This window comes from Pontivivens nitratireducens, assembly GCF_014235845.1.
Taxonomy (GTDB): Bacteria; Pseudomonadota; Alphaproteobacteria; order Rhodobacterales; family Rhodobacteraceae; genus Pontivivens; species Pontivivens nitratireducens.
Genome location: NZ_JACJUQ010000010.1, coordinates 35,860 through 56,617 on the forward strand (window position 1 = coordinate 35,860; position 20,758 = coordinate 56,617).

The following is a 20,758-nucleotide window of genomic DNA, read 5'->3' on the forward strand; positions in this document are numbered from 1 at the left end:
CCATTTGCGGTTCAGGCTTGCGTGGCCTTCGCCAATGCCTCGACCTTGGCGCGCGCGGCGCCGCTGTCGATGCTCTCACGCGCGATGCCGACACCATCCTTCAGATCGTCCACCTTGCCCGCGACCAGAAGTGCGGCGGCGGCGTTGAGCAGGACCGCATCACGATAGGCGCTGTGCTGACCGTCGAGCAGAGCGCGAAGCGCGACCGCGTTGTCCGCCGGATCGCCGCCCAGCAGATCCTCGAACGGGTGCACGGGCAGGCCGGCATCCTCGGGGTGCACCTCAAGCTCAGTCACGACGCCATCTTCGAGGGCGGCAACCCAGCTGAGCCCCGCAACGCTCAATTCATCCGTTCCGTCCGAGCCATGGACCAGCCACGCCCGGTCCGAGCCGAGAGCCTGCAACGTTTCCGCCATCGGACGGATCAGCTCACGCGAAAACGCGCCCGTCAGTTGCCGCTTTACGCCAGCCGGATTGGTCAAAGGACCCAGAATGTTGAAAATCGTTCGTGTGCCAAGCTCCTGCCGGGCGGGCATCACATGGCGATTGGCGGGGTGGTGCATGGGGGCCATCATGAAGGCGATGCCGACATCGTTCAGCGCCTGCTCCACCACGTCCACGCCGACCATCACGTCGATGCCCATCTGGCCGAGCGCATCCGCCGCCCCGGATTTCGACGACAGGTTGCGGTTGCCATGTTTGGCCACCACGACCCCGGCCCCCGCGACAACAAAGGCCGTGGCGGTGGAGATGTTCAGCGTGCCCTTGCCGTCACCGCCGGTTCCCACAATATCCATCGCGCCCTCGGGCGCCCTGACGGCAGCACATTTCGCCCGCATCACCGAGGCTGCGGCGGCGTATTCGTCCACCACCTCGCCCCGTGTGCGCAGGGTCATCAGAAACCCGCCGATCTGGTGGGCGGTGGCTTCACCCGTCATCAGCACGTCGAATGCTTCCTCCGCCTCGGCACGGGTCAGGGGGCGATCGACGGCGGCGGCGATCAGGGGTTTGAGGCGTTCAGACATGCGCGGGCGCTTTCAATTCAGGGGCCAGGTCGAGGAAGGTCCGCAGCATACGGTGACCGTGCTCGGAGGCTATGGATTCGGGGTGGAACTGCACGCCGTGGATCGGCAGCTCACGATGGCTCAACCCCATCACGGTTCCATCAGCGACATCCGCGGTGATTTCCAGACAATCGGGAATCGAATCTCGCGCCACCGTCAGGGAATGATAGCGGGTCGCCTGAAAGGGGCCGTCGATATCCGCGAACGGCCCGCGTCCGGTGTGGCGGATGGTATCGACCTTTCCGTGCATGATGTCATCGGCGCGCACGACCTTGCCGCCGAAATGCTGCCCTATGGCCTGGTGGCCCAGACACACACCCATCAGCGGCGTGCGCGTTTCCGCAGCCGCCGCCACCAGCGCCAGGCAAATTCCGGCCTGATCGGGGTCACATGGACCGGGGCTGAGCAGGATGGCCGAAGGGCGCAGCGCCATCGCCTGTTGCACGTTCAGGGCGTCGTTCCGCTCGACCCGAACATCAACGCCCAACTCGCCCACATAATGGACAAGATTGTAGGTGAAGCTGTCATAATTATCGATCAGAAGCAGCATATCCGGCCCGTTTCCCTGCCCGTTTTCCTGGTTGCGCGGGGCGCAATCCGCCCTGCGACCTGATAGGTTCGCACATTCATGCTGTTACACCTGCCTGTGCGCGGTATAAATGCGGGGAAGTCCATGCCGGGGTCAAGGGATCACTGGCGCGGCAAAGCGATTGAGGGAGAGCGACATGGCGGCACGACGCGATGGATCAGGGTTTTTCGGCGGATTTATCGGCGGTCTCGTCCTGAGCGTGGCGGCGTTTGTCGGCGCGGCGATCGCCTTTCCTCCGCCCACGCTCGATAAGGTGCAGCAGATAGACGAAATCCAACTGCCACCGCGCTTGCCGACCCTCGAAGGGCAGACCAATACCGGGCCGGTGACCCGTCAGTTGGAGGCGACGCGGCCCCGGACCTCTGAACCGGTCGTGCCATCCAGTGCCCCGGCGGTGGACCCGCAAGTCAATCCGGGCAGTGTGGCTCTTGCCCCCGCGCCCGATGCAAATGAGGGTGCGCGAAGCGGCGCACCGGTCGCCACCGCCCCCTCCGACAGCTTCACCACGCCGCAGGGCGGGGTGGGCCTGAACGCACCCGAAACGCAGACCGCAACGTTGAGCGTGGCAACCGCGCCGGCACGGCCCCGCGCTGGAATCAATGCGCCGGGCCCGGGCTTGGAGCCTGCGGCCGCACCGGGCGCGGATGCCCCCACGGCGAACTTGCCCCGCATGAATGCGGACGGATCGCTGACCCGGCCTCGCGTCACGGGCATTCAACCCGAAGTCGGCGGTACGTCCGCCGATGCGATTCCCCAGGCGGAGCCTGCCCCCACACCTCTTGTCGCCGCCCCTGCCAGCATCCTGCCTGAGGCAGAGCCCGTCAGCGCCCCTGTCCCGCCCGAGGAAGCGCCGCGCCGGATCTTCGCGTCGAATTTCCTCGCTCCCGAGGGGCAGCCGCTGATCTCGGTCGTCCTGATAGATGGGGGCACCGGTGATTTTCCGCAGGAAACCATCGACGCGCTCAGCCTGCCGTTGACCGTCGCGATCCCGGCCAACGCGCCCGATGCGGTCGAACGCTCCCGCGCGTTTCGTGCCGCCGGGTTTGAGGTTCTGGCAATGATCCCGCAGGATATAGCAACCGCAATGGGTGAGATGGACGATCAGGGTGTGGCCGAAACCCTCGCCAGTGTTTTCATGGCTGTGCCTGAAGCCATCGGTGTGATCGATGCCGAGGGGGGCGCGATGAGTTCCGACAGCCGCGTGACCCGCGCCGCCCTCGACTATCTGTCGCTGAGCGGGCACGTGATGGTGACGCAGGCCGGGCGGGGCTTCAATCAGGCGGATCGTCTGGCTGCCGCAGCCGGCGTTCCCAGCGCAACCGTGGATCGCAGACTCGACAGCTCGTTGGGGGGGGCCGCGATGGTCAACGGATTGCAACGCGTTGCGCTGGAAGCACGCAGCAGCGGCGGTGCGATGCTGATCGGGCAGGGCAATTCCGAGACGATCACCAGCATCGTGACCTGGGCATTTTCACCCGCCAGCCGGGCGGTCTCCCTGTCACCGGTCACGCCCCTGCTGGAACGGTTCGAGGACAGCCGTTGAACCGGGGAGCGATCCTGCGCGGGTTGGAGCCTTAGGCGAGTATATCTGAGGAAGGTGACTAAATCTGAGGAAAGTGGCCAGGCCCGCGTTGCGCGCCTAGCCGTTGCCCCGCCGCGCCTGAGAGATCGCGTCGCGGGCGGCGGCCATCAGGGCACCGGCCTTGTTGACCGTTTCCTGATATTCAGCCTCCGGATCGCTGTCGTAGACGACACCGCCACCGGCCTGAACATAAAGAGTGCTGTCCTTGAGCACGGCGGTGCGCAGGGCGATGCAGATGTCCATTTCGCCATCGGCGGAAAAATAGCCGACGCCACCGCCATAGACACCGCGTTTTTCCGTCTCCAGCTCATCAATGATCTGCATGGCCCGAACCTTGGGCGCGCCGGAGACCGTACCTGCGGGCAAACCGGCCAGCAAAGCGTCGAGCGCATCGACACCGTCGCGCAGGCGTCCCTCAACATTGCTGACGATATGCATGACATGGGAATAGCGTTCGATGATGAAGGTTTCCGTCGGCTTGACCGTGCCGATTCGGGCCACGCGCCCCACATCGTTGCGCCCCAGATCGAGCAGCATGAGGTGCTCCGCCCGTTCCTTGGGATCAGCCAGCAATTCACGCTCCAGCGCCAGATCCGCCTCGGGCGTTGCACCCCGCTTGCGTGTGCCTGCGATGGGCCGGATCGTTACCTTTCCCGCCCGGACCTGCACCAGAATCTCGGGGCTGGCGCCAATAACCTGAAACCCGCCGAAATCGAAATAGAACATGTAGGGCGAGGGATTCGTGCGGCGCAGCGAGCGATACAGCGCGAAGGGCGATTCCGCGAATGGCAGTGACCACCGCTGCGACGGAACCACCTGAAAGATGTCGCCCGCGCGGATGTAATCCCTGGCCTTCTCCACCATGGCGGCGTAGCCCTCACGCGTGGTGTTGGAGACTGGCTCAGGCATTTCGGAGGTGCCGACGACCTCTCGCCTAGCGCCGGTGGGCGCGCGGTCCAGGTCGGCAACGACATCCATCACCCGTTCCGCCGCCTGCGCGTGCGCGGCGCGGGCGCTTTGCCCGGAACCGGCCCAGACAGGCGAGACGACGATTACCTCGTCCTTGACCGCATCGACGATGGCCACGACGCTGGGGCGCATCATCACCGCGTCGGGCAGGTCCAATGGATCTGGATTGACGTCGGGCAGATGCTCCACATGGCGAACCATGTCGTAGCCCAGATATCCGAACAGACCGGCGGCCATCGGCGGCAGATCCTGTGGCAGATCCACACGGCATTCCGCCAGCAGCGCCCGCAGGCTATCCAGAGGTTCGGCCTGATCGGGAACGAAGGCGTCCGCGTCGAAACGGGCATTGCGGTTGATTTCCGCCTGCGGCCCGCGACAGCGCCAGATCAGATCCGGTTTCAGCCCGATGACCGAATAGCGCCCACGGTTTTCGCCCCCGGTAACGGATTCCAGCATGAAGCTGTCGCGCCGCGCGCCCGCAATCTTGAGCATCACGCTGACCGGAGTGTCCAGATCCGCGACCAGTCTGGTCCACACGACCTGATTGCGACCAACCTCGAACGCGGCGGTGAAATCGGAAAGTTCGGGGAGCAGATGCATGGCTCAGCGCAGACTTTGCACGATTTGATCGAGCACGGCCTGATTGACGACGATGCCGCGCTCATCCGCGATGGCGTTTGCGAAATATCCGATCATGTCCCGTTCGACATCGACGCGGGTCTGATCGGTGAACAGGTCGCGCAGGGTCTGGGCGTTTTCGTCCTCCAGCTCGTAGGGCGTCACGTCCGTGAGGGTGAGCAGGATCGCGCCCGCCTCATCCTCGAAGATCATCGACGCGCCTTGCTCCGCCTCGAACAAAGCGGCGGTGGCCTCGGGGCTGAGGAAGCCGTTCTCCGCGTCGCGCGTCAGCCCCTCATTCGTTTGCAATTCAAGCTCCTCGCGCTGTGCCAGTGTGCTGAGGGTCAAGCCGTCGGAAAGCGCGGTTTGCATCTCCTGCGCCCGCTCCATCGCCGCATCGCGGGCCGCGTCGGCGCGCCATGCATCAGCAACATCGGTGCGAATGTCGGCCAGTGGGGGCAGGGCGGGGGCGATGACCTCATCCACGCGCACGGCATAGAACGACAGGTCGCCCGCCTCGATCTGGTCACGATCCGCGCCGATATCGCTGGCGAAGGCTTCCTCGATCACCTCGGACGGCAGTTCGCCGGATTGGTCCTGTGTGACGGTGGCGGTGCCCAGTACATAGGCGCTTTCCTCTGCGATCTGTTCGAGCGTGGCACCCCCCGCGATCAGTTCCTCGACCCGCAAGCTTTCGGAGATCACGATCTCCTCCGCCTCGGCGAGGGCCAGACGCTGCCGCAGGTCGTCGCGCGCATCCTCGAAGGCGGTTTCGCTGGCCGGGATAATCGCGTTGATCGAAAACAGGGTCGGGCCCAGATCGGTCGTGACCGGGCCAACGATGCCAGTCGCATCCGGTCCGAAGACCGCCGCGCGGGCGGAGCGGGCAAGCTGGGTTTCGCTGATCAGGCCGAGCGAGATGTCGCCGCGCTGCAATCCCCGCTCCACCGCCAGATCGCCGAGTGTCGTCTGACCGCTCTCGATCGACTCAAGCGCGGTTTGCGCTACGGCTTCGTCGGAAAATGCCAGACGATCCACGATACGGCGCTGGGGCACCTGAAACTCCTGAATGTCCCGCTCATATTCGGCGCGCAGGGCCTCCTCATCGAAATCCATATCTGCGGCCAGCATTTGCGGCGTCAGATAGGCGTAGGTGATGGCGCGCTGCTCCGGTGTGCGGAACTGATCGGCGTTCTCATCCAGATAGGCTTGCAAGGCATCGTCCCCGGCCAGGTCAAGGGTCATGGGCTGCGCGGGAACCAGCACCCAGTTCACGCTGCGCTCCTCCCCCAGATAGCTGAGCAGGGCGTCCGCGGCGACCGGCGGCAGCACCGCGCCATCAGCGATCACCTCGCCCAGCAGGGCGACCGTTTCGGAATCGCGGATGATCTGCTCGAACCTCTGCGCGTTCAGGCCACGCTGGTTGAGGAAGAATTGATAGTTGGCGGCATCGAACTCCCCCGATGTGCCACCCAGACCGGGTGTGTCGAGCAGGGCGCGCTGCACGACCTGATCCGGCATGGACAGGCCCAGCCGGGTTGCCTCATCCTTCAAGGCGGCGGCGCGCAGCAATTCCCCCAGAACCTGCTGATCGACACCCTGTGCCTGCGCCGTCTGCGCGTCGAGCCGCAGGCCGTATTGCTGCTGAATCGCGTTGACGCGGTTTTCGAACGCCAGCCGATACTCGGTCACGGTGATGTCGGTCTTGCCCACCCGCGCCACGCTGGAGGCGCTGCCCCCGGTGAGGATATCGGTAAAACCGAACGCGCCCAGCCCCAGGATCAGAAGGGCGATGATGATCCAACCGAAAATGCCGGATTTTTTCGAGCGCATGGTGCTGAGCATGGTGTCGCGACCCTTGTCGGTAAGAAGTTTGCGAAGTGATATGGGATGGGCTGACGATGCGCAAGCGAGCCGCCGATCTCAGACTGCCCTCAGGGGGTGAAAGCGGCGAGCCGGTGGGCCATCTGCCGCAGCCCCTCTTCACTGGCATTTGCGAATGCCACGCGCAGGGTCGTCTCGGCAAAGCCATCGGTGCTCTCGGGCGCGAACATCGTTCCCGGCAATACGAGCAGAGATTGCTCCGCCACCAACCGCTGCGTCAGCAGATCGGAGGTCATGTCGTAGGGGTGGCGCAGATAGGCGAAATAGGCGCCAGAACCCAGACGCTCCCACCCGTCCAGCGTGTCAATCAGCCCGTCGATCAGAGCCTTGCGCGACAGGATCTCCGAACGTTCGCCGCGCAACCAATCACTCATGTGACGCAAACCGTAAAGCGCGGCCCGCTGGCCCAGTTGATTGGCGCAGATCGTGACGGTGTCGAGGAATTTCTCGATCTGCACCATAAGGTCAGCACCTGCCGTCACCGCGCCGACACGGTGACCCGTCAGCCGGAAGGCCTTGGAGAACGAATAGAGGTGAATCAGCGTGTCGTGCCAATCGGGATCGGTGAACAGGTCGTGCGGACTGGCGTCGCTGGAATGGAAATCGCGATATGTCTCATCCACGATCAGGGCAAGGCCATGCCGTCGCGCCAGTTCGAGGAATGCCCGCATCAAACCTGCGGGATATTCCGCCCCCGTGGGGTTGTTCGGCGTGACCAGAACGATGGCGCGCGTGTGGGCATCAATCAGGCGCTCCGCCTCCGCCACATCGGGGAACATGCGGTCGCGCACGGGCAGGGCCCGGGTCTCGATCCCGCTCATCTTCAGCCACATCCGGTGATTGAAATACCACGGAGTTGGCAGAATCACGTTGTCGCCTTGCCGCGCCAATGACGCGACCGCCGCGCAAAACGCCTGATTGCAGCCCGAGGTGATGGCGACCTGATCGGATAAAATCCGCCCGCCGTAATCATGCGACCACCGCTCCGCGACTGCCTCACGCAATTCCGGCAAACCCAGGACGGGACCATAAAGATGCGCCCCCGGATCGTTCACGATCATCTCGGCCATTGCCTGCCGCATCTGCGCTGGGGGCGGATCCGTCGGTGCCGCCTGGCTGAGATTCAGCAACGGACGGTCGGGCGGAAATATGCGCCCCGCGATCCATTCGCGCGCCCGCATGACAGGAGGGGAGAATGTGGCGGTGAGGTGCGGGTTCGTGGTGATCGTGTTCATGCGCGGACGGTGCCGCGCGGCTGTCTGCGATGCAAGCCACTTGACGCGCACCGCCCACCCCTCCAAGTGGGGCGCATGGCACAACCTCCGATCCTCACCCTCTCCGACATCGCGCTGACCTTCGGCGGTGATCCCCTGTTCACGCAAGCCGCATTGATCGTGCAGCCGGGCGACCGCGTCTGTCTGGTCGGGCGCAACGGCTCCGGCAAATCCACGCTGATGAAGATCATGGCAGGCATGATTGAACCCGATGCCGGTCAGCGGTTCCTGCGCCCCGGAATGCAGGTCAGCTATATGGATCAGGACCCTGATTTCACCGGCTACGACACGCTGGGCGATTTCGCGATGGAGGGGTTGGAGCTTGGCATGGAATGGAAGGTCTACGCCGCCGCCGAGGGCCTGAAACTGGCGCTGGAGCGTGATCCCGCGCAGGCATCGGGGGGGGAGCGGCGCCGGGCCGCGCTGGCAAAACTGCTTGCCGCTGAACCCGATCTGATGCTGCTGGACGAACCGACCAACCACCTCGACATTCAGGCGATCGGTTGGCTTGAGGAACATCTGAAGGCCACGCGGTCGGCATTCGTCATGATCTCACACGACAGGACGTTCCTGCGCGAACTGACCCGCGCGACCCTGTGGGTTGACCGGGGCGTGGTGCGGCGTTTGGAAAGCGGCTTCGAGGCCTTCGAGGATTGGCGCGACAAGACCTTCGAGGAGGAGGACATGCAGCGCCACAAGCTCAACCGCCTCATCAAGGAGGAGGCCCGGTGGGCGGTCGAGGGTATTTCGGCAAGACGCAAACGAAATCAAGGGCGTGTGCGGCGTCTTGGCGAGCTGCGCGACGAACGGTCGAGCCAGATTCGACGGCAGGGCACGGCCGCGATGGGGTTCAAGGCTGGATCGAAATCCGGCCGTCTGGTTGTCGAGGCCACCGATGTCACGAAGGTTTTCGGTGACACCGTGATCGTCGAGGATTTTTCAATCCGGGTGATGCGCGGGGAGCGTCTGGCGCTGGTGGGTCCGAACGGCGCCGGGAAGACATCGCTTCTCAAGCTGTTGATCGGTCAGGAAAATCCCGACTCCGGCACCATCAAGATCGGCACCGGGCTGGACGCCGTGGTGTTCGATCAGAATCGCGCGGCGCTGGACCCGGATGCGAGCCTTTGGGAAAGCCTTGCGGGGGATCCGCTGCTGGGGGTCTCCGGGCGCTCGGATCAGGTGATGGTGCGGGGTGTGGCCCGACATGTCGTGGGCTACCTCAAGGATTTTCTGTTTGACGATCAACAGGTCAGATCGCCTGTCCGCGCCCTGTCCGGGGGGGAGAAGGCGCGTCTGCTGCTGGCCAAGCTGATGGCGCGCGAAAGCAATCTGCTGATTCTCGATGAGCCGACCAACGATCTGGACGTGGAGACGCTGGATCTGTTGCAGGAGCTTGTAACCGATTACGATGGCACGGTTATCCTGGTGTCCCACGACCGCGATTTTCTGGACCGGGTGGCGACCACGACGGTTCTGATGCAAGGCGGCGGACGCACCACGATCTATGCCGGCGGCTGGTCCGATATCGCGGCACAGGGCGGCGATACCGGCGAAGACGAGACGACTGCGGTTCGCCAGCCAAGCGGCGGCGGGGCAGCGCAGCAAACCACTCAAGCGCCGCCGAAATCCACCGCCGCGCCCGCCGGAAACCCGGTGAAGATCGCGGCGCTGGAGGCGGAGATGGAAACCCTTCAGGCGGAGATCGCGAAGCTGGAAACCTTCCTCGCCGATCCCGACCTCTACGCAAAATCCCCCGCCAAGTTCGACAAGGCGACGGCGGGGCTGATGCAACGTCAGGAGAAGCTGGCGAAGGTCGAGGAGACCTGGCTGGAGCTTTCCGAGGGCTGACCTCAGTTAAAGACGAACGCGACCTGCGAGGTGGTCCCGGCGACGGGGCCGTCATGGACCAGGGTCGTGCCGCGCGCGGTGCAGCGAAGATCGGTGATCACGCCATCGGGCGCAGTCAACTCCCCCGGGGTGGAGAAGAAAACCCGCTCGCCCGACACCATGGCGTGACATCTCTCCCCGGTCAGGATGCCGTTGCGCGCGGAGGCGGTGACGGTGATCGTCGTGTCCTCGGCCAAGGTCGGCTGCGCCTCGGAGAGCAGGGGGCCACGGTCGAAGGTGGCTTCGTCGCCGGGGGCGGTGCAGGCGGCGAGGAGGAGGATGGGCAACGCAAAAATCTTGTTCATGGCGGACATTCCTAACTAAGTGATTCTGCCTGATGCAGGATAAGGTGGGAGCGATGGATCAACCGCGATTAAGTTCAGAAAATCACAATCCATCCATGGCCGCCATAGCCGGGCGAGGCCGAACTCGGCCCAAGAGGGCTTTGCACTCGCCCCGGACTCTGGCGCGCTCCTGAGTTGCCATGCCAAACGGTCTTCTAGACATCCACATCCTCCACGAACCGGGCGTTCTCCTGAATGTATTGAAACCTCAATTCCGGTTTCTTTCCCATCAGGCGCTCGACCAGGCCGCCGGTTTCGCCGGGGGCGTCCTCGTCCACCGTGACCTTGATCAAGGTGCGTTTGGACGGGTCCATCGTGGTTTCCTTGAGGTCCTTTGCGTCCATCTCCCCCAAACCCTTGAAGCGTGAGATGTCGATCTTGCCGCGACCGCCCAGGCCCTTGGCCAGCAGGGCGTCCTTTTCCGCATCGTCATGCGCGTAAACGCTGATCGCGCCCTGTTTCAGCCGGTAAAGCGGAGGTGCGGCAAGGTAGAGGTGCCCGGCGTCGATCAGGGGCCGCATCTGGGTAAAGAAGAACGTCATCAGCAGCGCCGCGATATGCGCACCGTCCACGTCCGCGTCGGTCATGATGATGATCTTGTCGTAGCGCAGATCGTCCAGCCGGAACTTGGTGCCCATGCCAGTGCCGAGCGCCTGACCCAGATCGTTGATTTCCTGATTCGAGGTGAGCTTGGCCGAGGCAGCACCGAGTACGTTGAGGATCTTGCCCCGCAGCGGCAACAGGGCCTGCGTCTTGCGGTTGCGGGCCATCTTGGCGGACCCGCCGGCGCTGTCGCCCTCCACCAGGAACAGTTCGGTCCCCTCACGCGTGGCGGTGGAGCAATCCACCAGCTTGCCCGGCAGGCGCAGTTTCTTGGTCGCGGTCTTGCGCGCGGTCTCCTTCTCCGCCCGGCGGCGCAGACGCTCCTCGGCCTTGAGCACGAGGTAGTCGAGAATCGCACCAGCCGATTTGGGATCGGCGGCCAGCCAGGTGTCGAAACGATCGCGGATCGCGGTTTCGACCAGCCGCTGTGCATCAGTCGTGGCGAGGCGGTCCTTGGTCTGGCCGACAAATTCCGGCTCCGCGATGAAGACGGAGATCAGGGAGGACGCCCCCGCCATAACGTCGTCACGGGTGATCTGCGCGGCCTTGCGGTTCTGGGCAAGTTCGCCATAGGCGCGGATGCCCTTGGTCAGCGCATTCCAGAAGCCGCTGACATGCGTGCCGCCCTCAGGCGTGGGGACTGTGTTGCAGTAGGACGACATGAAGGCATCACGCGCCGGGGTCCAGTGGATTGCCCACTCGACGGAGCCGGGCAGGTTGAAACGCTCGCCGAAATCCACCTTGCCTGCGAAGGGTTTTTCCGCATAGGTCACAACGCCTTCAAGGATTTCCTTGAGGTAGTCCGCCAGCCCGCCGGGAAACTTGAACGTCGCCTCGGCGGGCACGCCGTCAGCCTCAACCGCGGTTTTCCAGCGGATCTCGACCCCTGAGAACAGGTACGCCTTGGACCGCACCATCTTGAGCAATCGGGCGGGTTTGAAGCGCGCGGCGGTGCCGAAGATTTCCGCATCGGGATGGAAGGTCACGGTGGTGCCGCGCCGGTTGGGGGCGGCACCGACCTTGGCCACCGGACCCTGCGGGATCCCGCGTGAGAACTCCTGCGCGTAAAGCTCCTTGTTGCGGGCAACCTCGACCCGGACGTGATCGGACAGCGCGTTCACCACCGAAATGCCCACGCCGTGCAGACCGCCCGAGGTCTGGTACGCCTTGCCCGAGAATTTGCCACCCGCGTGCAGGGTGCACAGGATCACCTCCAGCGCGGATTTGTCGGGAAAACGGGGATGCGGGTCGATGGGAATGCCGCGCCCGTTGTCGCGGATGGTGACGGAATGATCGGCGTTCAATTCCACCTCGATCCGGGTGGCATGACCGGCGACAGCTTCGTCCATCGAGTTGTCGAGCACCTCTGCCACCAGATGGTGCAAGGCCCGCTCATCCGTGCCACCGATATACATGCCGGGGCGTTTGCGCACCGGTTCCAGCCCCTCCAGCACTTCGATGGAGGAGGCGTCGTAGCTTTGCTCGGCAGCGTCTTTAAATAGATCGTTTGGCAAGGGTGGTCCCCGAGTCTGGTGTTGTGCTCGGCCCTATTAGACCAGATGTGGGGGGCGGGGGTAAGGGGGCCTGCGTGGTTTCACGACAGGTCGGGCGCTGGCCCGCCCCAGCCGCGTATTCGAGGCCGCCACGGGCCCGGTTTGCCATTCCATCAAGTTTGCCATTTCATCAAGCCAGTGGATGTTTCTCCAACACCAGGGCCCGCAGACGTTCGTCCAGCACATGGGTGTAGATTTCGGTCGTGGAAATGTCGGCGTGGCCCAGCAGCATCTGGATCGCCCGCAGATCGGCTCCACCCTGCAACAGGTGCGTCGCGAAGGCGTGGCGCAGTTTGTGGGGGCTGACCTTCTCAGGGTTGAGGCCGGCCTGCGCTGCGATTTGCTTGAGCGTCAGAAAAAAGCTCACGCGGGTCAGATGGCCGGATTTCCCGCGTGAGGGAAACAGAAACCGGGCAGGGGGCGTGCCACGGGGGCGAGCCTCCTCGATCCGGTCGTGTTCGGTCAACCATGCGGCGAGGGCATCATGCGCATCTGCTGAGAGGGGGACCATGCGGTCGCGCCCGCCCTTGCCCCGGATCAGGATCATGCGTGGGCGACCACGCGCGGCGGCGACCGGCAGGCTGACCAGTTCGCTGACACGCAGACCCGTGGCGTAGAGCATCTGCATCATGCAGGTATTGCGCAACCGGTCGGTTTCGGTGCGGCCAACCCGTGGCGCGGCGGCGAGCAGGGCGTCCACCTCCGCCATGGTCAGGGAGTCGGGAACCCGCTTTGCCTTGGCTGGCCCCCGGATCAGGGCGGCGGGATCGTCGCTGCGATACCCCTCGACAAAGGCGAAGCGGTAGAATTGTCGCAGCGCGCTGAGCCTGCGGGCACGGGTGGCGGTGGCCATGCCCTGGGAGTCCAGCGCGCTCAGGAAGGCTTCGATATCGGCGCGGGTGGCCTCCTCGACCGGGGCGCGATCCCTCTGAAAATCCATGAACAGGCGGATGTCGCGGGTATAGGCGGACAGAGTATTGGTCGCGGCGTCCTGCTCCGCCCGGATCGTATCGAGAAAGGCACGAAGCCAACCCTCTGCTGTGCCGGTATGGCTCATCCCCGATCTCCGAGGAACAACGTCTCGACCGCGATGGCACGGGCCAATCGGTCCTGCCCGGCGCGGCGCAGCAGGATCAGCGCGCGGCGCAGGTCGTCCGTCTCGACCATCGTGCCCGCGTCCAGAATGCGCAGCGCGTCGAGCAGCCGACTGCCGATGGCGCCGGGGGCGATGGGATCCTCGATGGCTGTGTCAAACGCATCGTAGATCGCGCGGGAGAGGATGTCGCGATCGTGGCGCGGCGGTTCGTCCGGCATGGGCGCGGGCGGCGTCATCTGAATCGCATAGGCCACGCGGTCGGCATAGGGGGCGGGATCCGGCATCCACGCGCGCGCGCCCGCGCTGCGTCCGTCCAGCAGCATGTAATGGGCAACTAGGTCGTCAGCCTCGCCGACCGGAATTGCACCCAGAGCGGAGCCGTATTCCCGCGCGGCCGCGGCCCGCAGGCCAAGCGGGGCAAGCAGGCTGTCCATCTCATGCAGGGCGGCGATCACGGTTTCGGTGTCGTTCGAGCGCAGCGCCGCGTCGAAATCCTGCACGGCCTGCGCGCGGCCCCAGATGCCTCCCGAAGCTGCCGGAGAACCCGCCCGGTAGGCGGAGAACAACACCGAGGGCGGCAGGACTCCGCCCCGCGCCAGCGCCTCCGCTGCGGCCATGCGGGCCCGCAAGGTCCGGTTTCCCGTCAGATCACCATCCATCCAGGCCAAAGGCAGCGGACCGGGGGCGCGGACCTGTCCCGTACTTTCGCGCAGGGCGAAGGCGAGGGCGGTCATCGGTTCGGGCAGGGGCAGTTCGGTCGTGGGGGGGAATGCCTCACTGTCGAGAAACCAATGCAGGTGATCGGCCATGACGGGGTCGAACTGATCCAGCGCCACGGCGGTATCCAGTGTCAGTTTCGCCAGCGGCCACTCCCCATGCCGAGCCTTGCACCAGATGGTATGGGCCAGACCCGGCGACAGACCGGGGCGCGCGGCAAGGCGTGCGCAGGCCGGGGCGGACCGGTTGGTCAGGGCCGCGACATCCAGAGCCAGAGCCACGATCTCCGCATCGCTGGCCGTTACAGGCGCGCGGGCCAGCATCGCCTCCGCCGCATCCAGACTGCCAAGTTCGAGCAAGGCCTCGATCCGCGCGGCGAGCATTTCGCCGGTGTCCCCCTCAGGCGGGATCGCCTCGGCCAGCAGCAGACGCTCGAACAAGGCGCGGGCGCTGGGGGTTCCGGTGCCCTTGACGGCGCGAATATCGCGCACCACGCGTGACGAGGTGCTGGATGACCACAGATCTGTCGGAAGGCCGGTGGCCCGCGACGGCAGCAGACCCAGCGCAGTGCCGTCGATCCCAGGCAGGATCTGTTGATCCACACCCGCCCCGGTCTGAGGTCCGGCTTCCTGCGCCATCAGCGGAGGAGCCAGGATGAGTGATCCGACGATCGCAACGACCGCGCCGACGCGCATCGTCACGATCTGTCTTGCAGGTCGATTTGAAGTTCCACCGGCGCAGTGGGCGCGGCGGGAGGTACGATCACGGAATAGACCGCGAATCCCGCGACGATCAGCAATAGCAGTACGATAAGGTAGAAAATGACTTTGCCCATGGGGCCCCCGCCTGTGTGCAACATGCCCGGACTTCGCGTTGTGCCTTGCCCGGACGCCTCATTTTTGACAGATGCTAACGCGATGGCGCGGCAGGGTCCAGCAGGCCCGGCCGGTCGAGGTGGCATAGTAGAGGGGGTCAGCGTGATGAACGAAGTCGTGGACCCGGCGCCCGGACGCTCGATCGTGTTGATCGGTCTGATGGGTGCGGGCAAGACCAGCGTGGGCAAGCGACTGGCCGCCCGGTTGGGCAGGCCCTTCGTGGATTCCGACCATGAAATCGAGGAAGCCGCGGGGCAGGACATTCCCTCAATCTTCGCCACGCTGGGCGAGGGCGCGTTCCGCGACGGTGAGCGGCGGGTGATCGCGCGGCTGTTGACCGGCGCGCCCAAGGTTATCGCCACCGGCGGCGGTGCCTGGATGAACGAGCAGACCCGCGCCGCCATCGAAAAGGATGCGCTGTCGGTCTGGCTGGACGCGAAGCTGAACACGCTGCACGCGCGGGTCGCGGGCAAGCCTGGACGGCCCCTGCTGGACGGGCAGGACGCAAAGCAGGTGCTGGAACGGCTGATCGCGCAACGCTATCCGCTCTATGAACAGGCGGACGTGCGCGTGCTGTCCACAGCAGGCGCAAATCATGAGACGATGGTGGACCGCATCCTGCGCGCCATAGAGCAGGAGCAAGAAAAATGAGCAATGTTATCAATCCTTCGACAGAGGTTGTTAATGTGGGTCTGAGCGCGCGCAGTTACGATATCGTCATTGGTCCCGGTCTGTTGGCCGACGCGGCGCAGCGGATTGGCGCGCTGCTCCCCCGCCCGCGCATTTCGATCGTGACGGAGGAGCGGGTCGCGGCCCTGCATCTGGAGGCCTTGCAAACCGCGCTGACTGGCGCTGGGATCGAAAGCGAGGCGCTGATCCTGCCCCCGGGTGAGACGACGAAGAACTGGGCGAATCTGGAACGCACCGTTGAATGGCTGCTGGAACGCAAGGTGGAGCGCGACGATCTGGTTCTGGCGTTCGGCGGCGGGGTGATTGGCGATCTGGCGGGCTTTGCCGCGTCGATCCTGCGGCGGGGCGTCGGCTTCGTCCAGGTGCCCACCAGCCTGCTGGCGCAGGTGGACAGCGCGGTTGGCGGCAAGACCGGCATCAATTCCGTGCGGGGCAAGAACCTGATCGGCGCATTTCACCAGCCACGTCTGGTCATTGCGGACATGGATCTGTTGGGAACGCTTCCGCCGCGCGATTTCCTCGCCGGTTATGGCGAGGTGGTAAAATACGGTCTGCTGGGCGATGCCGGTTTCTTTGACTGGTTGGAGCGGAATGCCCCCGCGATGGCGCGGGGCGATGTTACCGCACGCGCATATGCCGTGCGCAGGTCGTGTGAGATGAAGGCCGGGATTGTCGCGCGGGATGAGGAGGAGCGGGGCGAGCGTGCCTTGCTCAACCTTGGCCATACCTTCGGCCACGCGCTGGAGGCCGCGACCGGCTATTCCGACCGTTTGCTGCATGGCGAAGGCGTGGCGATCGGCTGTGCGCTTGCGTTCCAGCTGTCGGCCCGGTTGGGTCTGTGTGCGCAGGAGGATCCCAGCCGCGTGGCCGCGCATCTGCGCGCGATGGGCATGAAGACCACCCTGTCGGACATTCCGGGCGATTTGCCAGACGCGGACGGTCTGATTGACCTGATGGCACAGGACAAGAAGGTCCGTGACGGTCAGGTGACCTTCATTCTGGCACGCGCAATAGGTGAGGCCTTTGTGGCAAATGGCGTTGATATGGCAGTTGTGCGCTCCCTGCTGGTTGAGGAACTGGCCGCGCGGGCCGTCTAGTTTTCATACAAGGCCGGAACCGAACGCATCCCGGATCGAGCGAAATCCGCCAGATGTTATCCGGCGGTGCGCTGCCGTGCACGAACCGCGCCCGAGGCCAGCAGAACGCCGGTGGCCACGACCGCGATGCCAAATGCCTTGGCCGGGTCCAGCTGTTCCCCCAGAAACACCCAACCGCCAACCGCCGCCATGACCGGAACCAGCGCCGCGCAGGCGGCAACCTTGCTGGGCGCGATCCGCGACAGCGCGTAGCCATAGGTCATCGTGGACACGAACCCGCTGAGCACACCCTGCATCACCACCTGCAATGCCAAAGTCGAGGGCGGGGTAGCCGGAATGCGGCTGGGCATCACCAGCAACAACAGCAAGAACGCCAGCGACGACCAGAAACAGATCATCGCCGCCGCATCCACCGGTTTGATGTTGCTGCGTTTGTACGCGACGGTATAGCAGGCCCACAAAATCGCGGCGAGCGAGAACAGCAGATGCCCCGGCCACGCCCCGCCGCCCGCATTGTGCACGATGTCCCATCCCCCGATGCCCAATGCGCCCGCGAGGATCATCGCGAACCCCGCGATCCGCATTCGTGAGAACCGCTCCCCCAGCAGAAAGAACGACAGCACCGCCACATGAAACGGAAGCATCGACGGCGCGAAGACGCCGCTGTCCGCAACCGGCGCGTAGCGCATTCCCCAACTGAGCAGGAAGACGAAGGCGAATCCGCCTGTCAGGGCGATGGTGACGATCTCGATCGGCCTCGCCCCCGGGGGCAGGGGTGAGCGGCGCAGCCAGATCGGGGCGAACAGCAGCGCCGCCGGAACGAAGCGCAGCAACCCCACATCCACCGGGCCAAGCTGCGCCGTCGCCGCCGCCCGTGTGACGATCAGGAAGCTGGCCCAGATCATCATCGTCACCGCGACCGCAGCCCAGGCGAGAACGGTCTCGTTCACCCTGCGCGGCGGCTTCGGCGCAATATTGGTGGGATACGAGACCGTCAAACCGAACAGCTGGCCCCGCCCAGCACGCAGAACTTCGCACAATGCGGATGGTTCAGTTTTACCGGACGTTCCGCTTCCTCCAAAGTCGTGCCCAACTCGAATTCCGGCGAATAGGGCAGCAGCGTACAGGCCAGTACGGCAGGGCTGTCCGCGCCCTTGCGCTTGACCACCATGCGGCTGGACGAACACATCACATCGTGTGGGGATTTGTTCAGGATACGCCAGCAGGAGGTCGTAATCTCCGGCACGTCGGCCTGCGCGTCCATTTCGGGAAACAGTACGGTCTGACCGGGATCCGCCGCGTCGATGGGGAAGCGTTCCACATCGAACAGAGCGGCATAGCCGGCGCGACTGTCCGCTTCGCTATCGCCCCACAGGGTGCGACCGGCGACGGCCATCGCGAATCCTTCGTCGCGCAGCCAGCGCATCCCATCCAGCGTCACGGCATAGGCACCTTTGCCCCGCTCCTCATCATGCATCTCCGCCCGGAAGTGATCGAGCGAGACCCGCATGGTCAGCTTGCCGGGATAGGCATCGCGCAGTTCGCGCAAGCCCTCCTGAACGCGGGGGCGCATCATCGGGCGCATGGCGTTGGTCAGGATCAGAACCTCGAACCCGGCGGAGAGTGCGCGGCGCGTCATCTCGATCATCTGGGGGTTCATGAATGGCTCACCCCCGGTGAAGGCGATCTCGTGCACGGACCACTTGCGCTCGACGATCTGGTCCAGATAGGCGCTCACCTCATCCGCGGTGATATATTCCAGACGGTCGTTCGTGGGGGAGCTTTCGATGTAGCAGTTCACACACTCGATATTGCACAGCGTCCCGGTGTTGAACCACAACGTCTCCGCCTTCATCAGTGGCACTTCGGCACGGGTTTCGCCCTTGGCCGTAATGTCGGGATCGGAAAATTTCGTGGGGGCCAGCGGCGCGGCGATATGCGTATTCAAAGATCAGTTCCTCACCTGTTTCACCGGATCTGGCTTGCATGACCTAGCTTGAACAGCGCCCGTTTGCCAGACAGTCTGGATCACAACTTGATGTGGAAGGGCCGTCTTAATGTGGAGCGAAGGCGCGATGCGGGCAATCATAATCGGCGCGACCAGTGGAATTGGTCAGGAAATGGCACGTCAGCTGCTGGACGAAGGCTGGCACGTCGGCATTACAGGCCGCCGGATCGACCGGCTGGAATCGCTCGCCCGCGCGCATCCCGGCAAGGTCGAGGTGCAGCGCATGGATGTAACCGACCCCGAAGCGGCCGAGGACGGGCTGGCCGATCTGATCACGCGCATGGGCGGTGTGGACACGATCGTCCTGTCCTCAGGCGTCGGCAAGTTCAACAAGGCGCTCGAGACACTGCCGGAGGTGGAGACCATCGACGTGAATGTGATCGGTTTCACGCATCTGGCCCTCGCCGCGATGCGGTACTTTCTGGGTCAGGGGGCGGGGCATCTGGTCATCATCTCCTCGATCGCGTCGCGCCGGGGGGATCGGGCGGCACCGGCTTACAACGCGTCGAAGGCCTATCAGGCTCGCTATGCCGAGGGGTTGCGGAAATATGCGGTCCGCAAGGGCAGCAACATAACAGTGACCGACGTGCAGCCCGGCTATGTCGATACCGCCATCGTGCAAGGCAAGGTTCCGTGGCTGCAACCGGTGGACAAGGCCGTGCGCCAGATCCTGTCTGGAATGAAGGCCCGCCGCAGCCGCATCGTGGTCACCCGCCGTTGGCGATACGTCGCCTGGGCTATCGAGCGTATGCCGGAGATGCTGTGGCACAGATTGTGATCCGCACCAGCCAGCACCGCGTCCGCAAGAATGAAGTTGTAAGGGTGGTTTACTGGAGCGGGCGACCGGGCTCGAACCGGCGACCCTCAGCTTGGGAAGCTGATGCTCTACCAACTGAGCTACACCCGCGTTCCAGTGCAGATGGGCTACGACACGTCTGTCCGGGCGTCAAGCGTTCCTGCACATGACGCGCCTCAGCGCCTCACCGCCTGATTTCTGCACAGTGGCGCGAAAGGTGCATAAGGCGTTGCCAGTTCGGCGCGCGCCTGCTTTATATTGTGCAATGCAACAGCTTCGCCACCTTGCCGACAGTCCGCCCGACAGTCCGATCGTGCCGCATCAGCGGGCGCGCGGCCTTGCACGGGTGGGCTTCGGACCAGAGGGGCGTCTGACAGCTTTGCGTCAGCAGGGATCGGGCAAGGTGATGTTGCCGCGCACCCACGGCGCGATGCCGGAGGCGGTTTTCGTAAACACCTGCGGGGGGGTCACGGGCGGCGACCGCTTCCGCTGGGAATTGTCGGTCGGGCAGGGCGCTTCGGCCACCGGAACCACGCAGGCAGCGGAGCGTCTGTATTGCGCCAGCGGTGGTCGCGGACGGATCGAGACCGTGTTGTCCGCCGCTGCCGGGGCGACGCTGCACTGGCTGCCAATGGAAACGATCCTGTTCGAACACTGCGCCGTTGACCGCCGGATCGAAATCGACCTGTCAGGCGATGCGACCTTTCTGGGGGTCGAGGCGCTGGTGCTGGGCCGTGCCGCGATGGGGGAAACGCTGACCCATGCGCATTTCGCCGATCACTGGCGCATCCGGCGCGATGGCAAACTGGTTCAGGCAGAGGCCTTCCGTCTGAGCGGTGACCTGCACGAAGTACTGTCCGGCCCCGCCACCCTGCGCGATATCCGGGCCGTCGCCACGATCATTCTGAGCGCGCCGGATGCCGCCGACAGGTTGGAGCCGCTGCGCGCGCGCCTGCCTCAAACCGTAGCATGCGGGGCAAGCGCGTGGAACGGCCAGTTGATCGTTCGCCTGCATGCGGCGGACCACCGCCCGCTAAAGGCCGCCCTGATCGAGATTTTGACCTGGCTGCGGGGCGCGCCCCTGCCAAGGGTCTGGAATATGTGAGGACGAA

General features: G+C 64.6%; 18 protein-coding genes and 1 tRNA gene. 6 read left to right on the top strand and 13 right to left on the bottom strand.

The window, feature by feature from the left end; genetic code table 11:
* Positions 1-11 precede the first annotated feature (11 nt).
* Both trpD and H1S03_RS11780 read right to left on the bottom strand, forming a co-directional pair.
* Positions 12-1,025 carry an anthranilate phosphoribosyltransferase gene (gene trpD, locus H1S03_RS11775; protein ID WP_185804628.1) on the bottom strand — a complete coding sequence of 338 codons (1,014 nt, stop codon included), beginning with the start codon at positions 1,023-1,025 and terminating at the stop codon, positions 12-14.
* Entirely contained in the window at positions 1,018-1,614 is a 597-nt protein-coding gene (locus tag H1S03_RS11780) for an anthranilate synthase component II (RefSeq protein WP_166191560.1), read from the bottom strand. The genes trpD and H1S03_RS11780 overlap by 8 nt, the downstream gene beginning before the upstream one ends.
* Positions 1,615-1,789: 175 nt before the next feature.
* Here H1S03_RS11780 and H1S03_RS11785 point away from each other — a divergent pair, with 175 nt between their 5' ends.
* A complete protein-coding gene (locus H1S03_RS11785; protein ID WP_185804629.1) occupies positions 1,790-3,196 on the top strand; it encodes a polysaccharide deacteylase family 2 protein in 1,407 nt (468 codons plus the stop codon).
* 96 nt (positions 3,197-3,292) lie between these two features.
* On the opposite strand, the gene trpE is transcribed toward H1S03_RS11785, so the two are convergent.
* From trpE to H1S03_RS11800, 3 genes are all read right to left on the bottom strand, one after another.
* Positions 3,293-4,804: an anthranilate synthase component I gene (gene trpE / locus H1S03_RS11790; RefSeq protein ID WP_185804630.1), complete on the bottom strand. Its 1,512-nt coding sequence runs from the start codon at positions 4,802-4,804 to the stop codon at positions 3,293-3,295.
* 3 nt (positions 4,805-4,807) lie between these two features.
* On the bottom strand, positions 4,808-6,667 hold the full coding sequence (locus tag H1S03_RS11795) for a peptidylprolyl isomerase (protein ID WP_185804631.1): 1,860 nt from the start codon (positions 6,665-6,667) through the stop codon (positions 4,808-4,810).
* A gap of 89 nt (positions 6,668-6,756) precedes the next feature.
* Entirely contained in the window at positions 6,757-7,941 is a 1,185-nt protein-coding gene (locus tag H1S03_RS11800) for an aminotransferase (protein ID WP_185804632.1), read from the bottom strand.
* A 75-nt stretch (positions 7,942-8,016) separates the two neighbouring features.
* Here H1S03_RS11800 and H1S03_RS11805 point away from each other — a divergent pair, with 75 nt between their 5' ends.
* Positions 8,017-9,828 carry an ABC-F family ATP-binding cassette domain-containing protein gene (locus H1S03_RS11805; protein ID WP_185804633.1) on the top strand — a complete coding sequence of 604 codons (1,812 nt, stop codon included), beginning with the start codon at positions 8,017-8,019 and terminating at the stop codon, positions 9,826-9,828.
* 2 nt (positions 9,829-9,830) lie between these two features.
* Here the strand turns inward: H1S03_RS11805 and H1S03_RS11810 are convergent, their stop codons facing one another.
* From H1S03_RS11810 to H1S03_RS11830, 5 genes are all read right to left on the bottom strand, one after another.
* Positions 9,831-10,172 (bottom strand): hypothetical protein, encoded by a 342-nt coding sequence (locus H1S03_RS11810; protein ID WP_185804634.1) that lies wholly within the window; start codon positions 10,170-10,172, stop codon positions 9,831-9,833.
* 194 nt (positions 10,173-10,366) lie between these two features.
* Positions 10,367-12,328 carry a DNA topoisomerase IV subunit B gene (gene parE / locus H1S03_RS11815; RefSeq protein ID WP_185804635.1) on the bottom strand — a complete coding sequence of 654 codons (1,962 nt, stop codon included), beginning with the start codon at positions 12,326-12,328 and terminating at the stop codon, positions 10,367-10,369.
* 169 nt (positions 12,329-12,497) lie between these two features.
* The gene (locus H1S03_RS11820; protein WP_185804636.1) at positions 12,498-13,424 is read right to left on the bottom strand and encodes a tyrosine recombinase; all 927 of its coding nucleotides are present in this window, start codon (positions 13,422-13,424) and stop codon (positions 12,498-12,500) included.
* Entirely contained in the window at positions 13,421-14,881 is a 1,461-nt protein-coding gene (locus tag H1S03_RS11825) for a hypothetical protein (protein WP_185804637.1), read from the bottom strand. The genes H1S03_RS11820 and H1S03_RS11825 overlap by 4 nt, the downstream gene beginning before the upstream one ends.
* Entirely contained in the window at positions 14,878-15,015 is a 138-nt protein-coding gene (locus H1S03_RS11830; RefSeq protein WP_185804638.1) for a hypothetical protein, read from the bottom strand. The genes H1S03_RS11825 and H1S03_RS11830 overlap by 4 nt, the downstream gene beginning before the upstream one ends.
* Before the next feature lie 145 nt (positions 15,016-15,160).
* Here H1S03_RS11830 and H1S03_RS11835 point away from each other — a divergent pair, with 145 nt between their 5' ends.
* On the top strand, positions 15,161-15,706 hold the full coding sequence (locus H1S03_RS11835) for a shikimate kinase (protein ID WP_185804639.1): 546 nt from the start codon (positions 15,161-15,163) through the stop codon (positions 15,704-15,706).
* Positions 15,703-16,842, top strand: a complete 1,140-nt coding sequence (gene aroB / locus H1S03_RS11840) for a 3-dehydroquinate synthase (protein WP_185804640.1) — start codon at positions 15,703-15,705, stop codon at positions 16,840-16,842. The genes H1S03_RS11835 and aroB overlap by 4 nt, the downstream gene beginning before the upstream one ends.
* Positions 16,843-16,898: 56 nt before the next feature.
* Here aroB and H1S03_RS11845 read toward each other — a convergent pair whose 3' ends face one another.
* Together H1S03_RS11845 and H1S03_RS11850 are read right to left on the bottom strand one after the other, a co-directional pair.
* Positions 16,899-17,792, bottom strand: coding sequence for an EamA family transporter (locus H1S03_RS11845; protein ID WP_185804641.1), 894 nt, complete (start codon positions 17,790-17,792; stop codon positions 16,899-16,901).
* A gap of 44 nt (positions 17,793-17,836) precedes the next feature.
* Positions 17,837-18,790, bottom strand: a complete 954-nt coding sequence (locus tag H1S03_RS11850) for a radical SAM protein (protein ID WP_249777898.1) — start codon at positions 18,788-18,790, stop codon at positions 17,837-17,839.
* A 127-nt stretch (positions 18,791-18,917) separates the two neighbouring features.
* On the opposite strand from H1S03_RS11850, the gene H1S03_RS11855 reads away from it, so the two are divergent.
* Positions 18,918-19,628: an SDR family NAD(P)-dependent oxidoreductase gene (locus H1S03_RS11855; protein WP_185804642.1), complete on the top strand. Its 711-nt coding sequence runs from the start codon at positions 18,918-18,920 to the stop codon at positions 19,626-19,628.
* A 53-nt stretch (positions 19,629-19,681) separates the two neighbouring features.
* On the opposite strand, the gene H1S03_RS11860 is transcribed toward H1S03_RS11855, so the two are convergent.
* Positions 19,682-19,757: transfer RNA gene (locus H1S03_RS11860), tRNA-Gly, on the bottom strand.
* A gap of 154 nt (positions 19,758-19,911) precedes the next feature.
* On the opposite strand from H1S03_RS11860, the gene H1S03_RS11865 reads away from it, so the two are divergent.
* Entirely contained in the window at positions 19,912-20,751 is an 840-nt protein-coding gene (locus H1S03_RS11865; protein WP_185804643.1) for an urease accessory protein UreD, read from the top strand.
* The last annotated feature ends 7 nt before the right edge of the window (positions 20,752-20,758 follow it).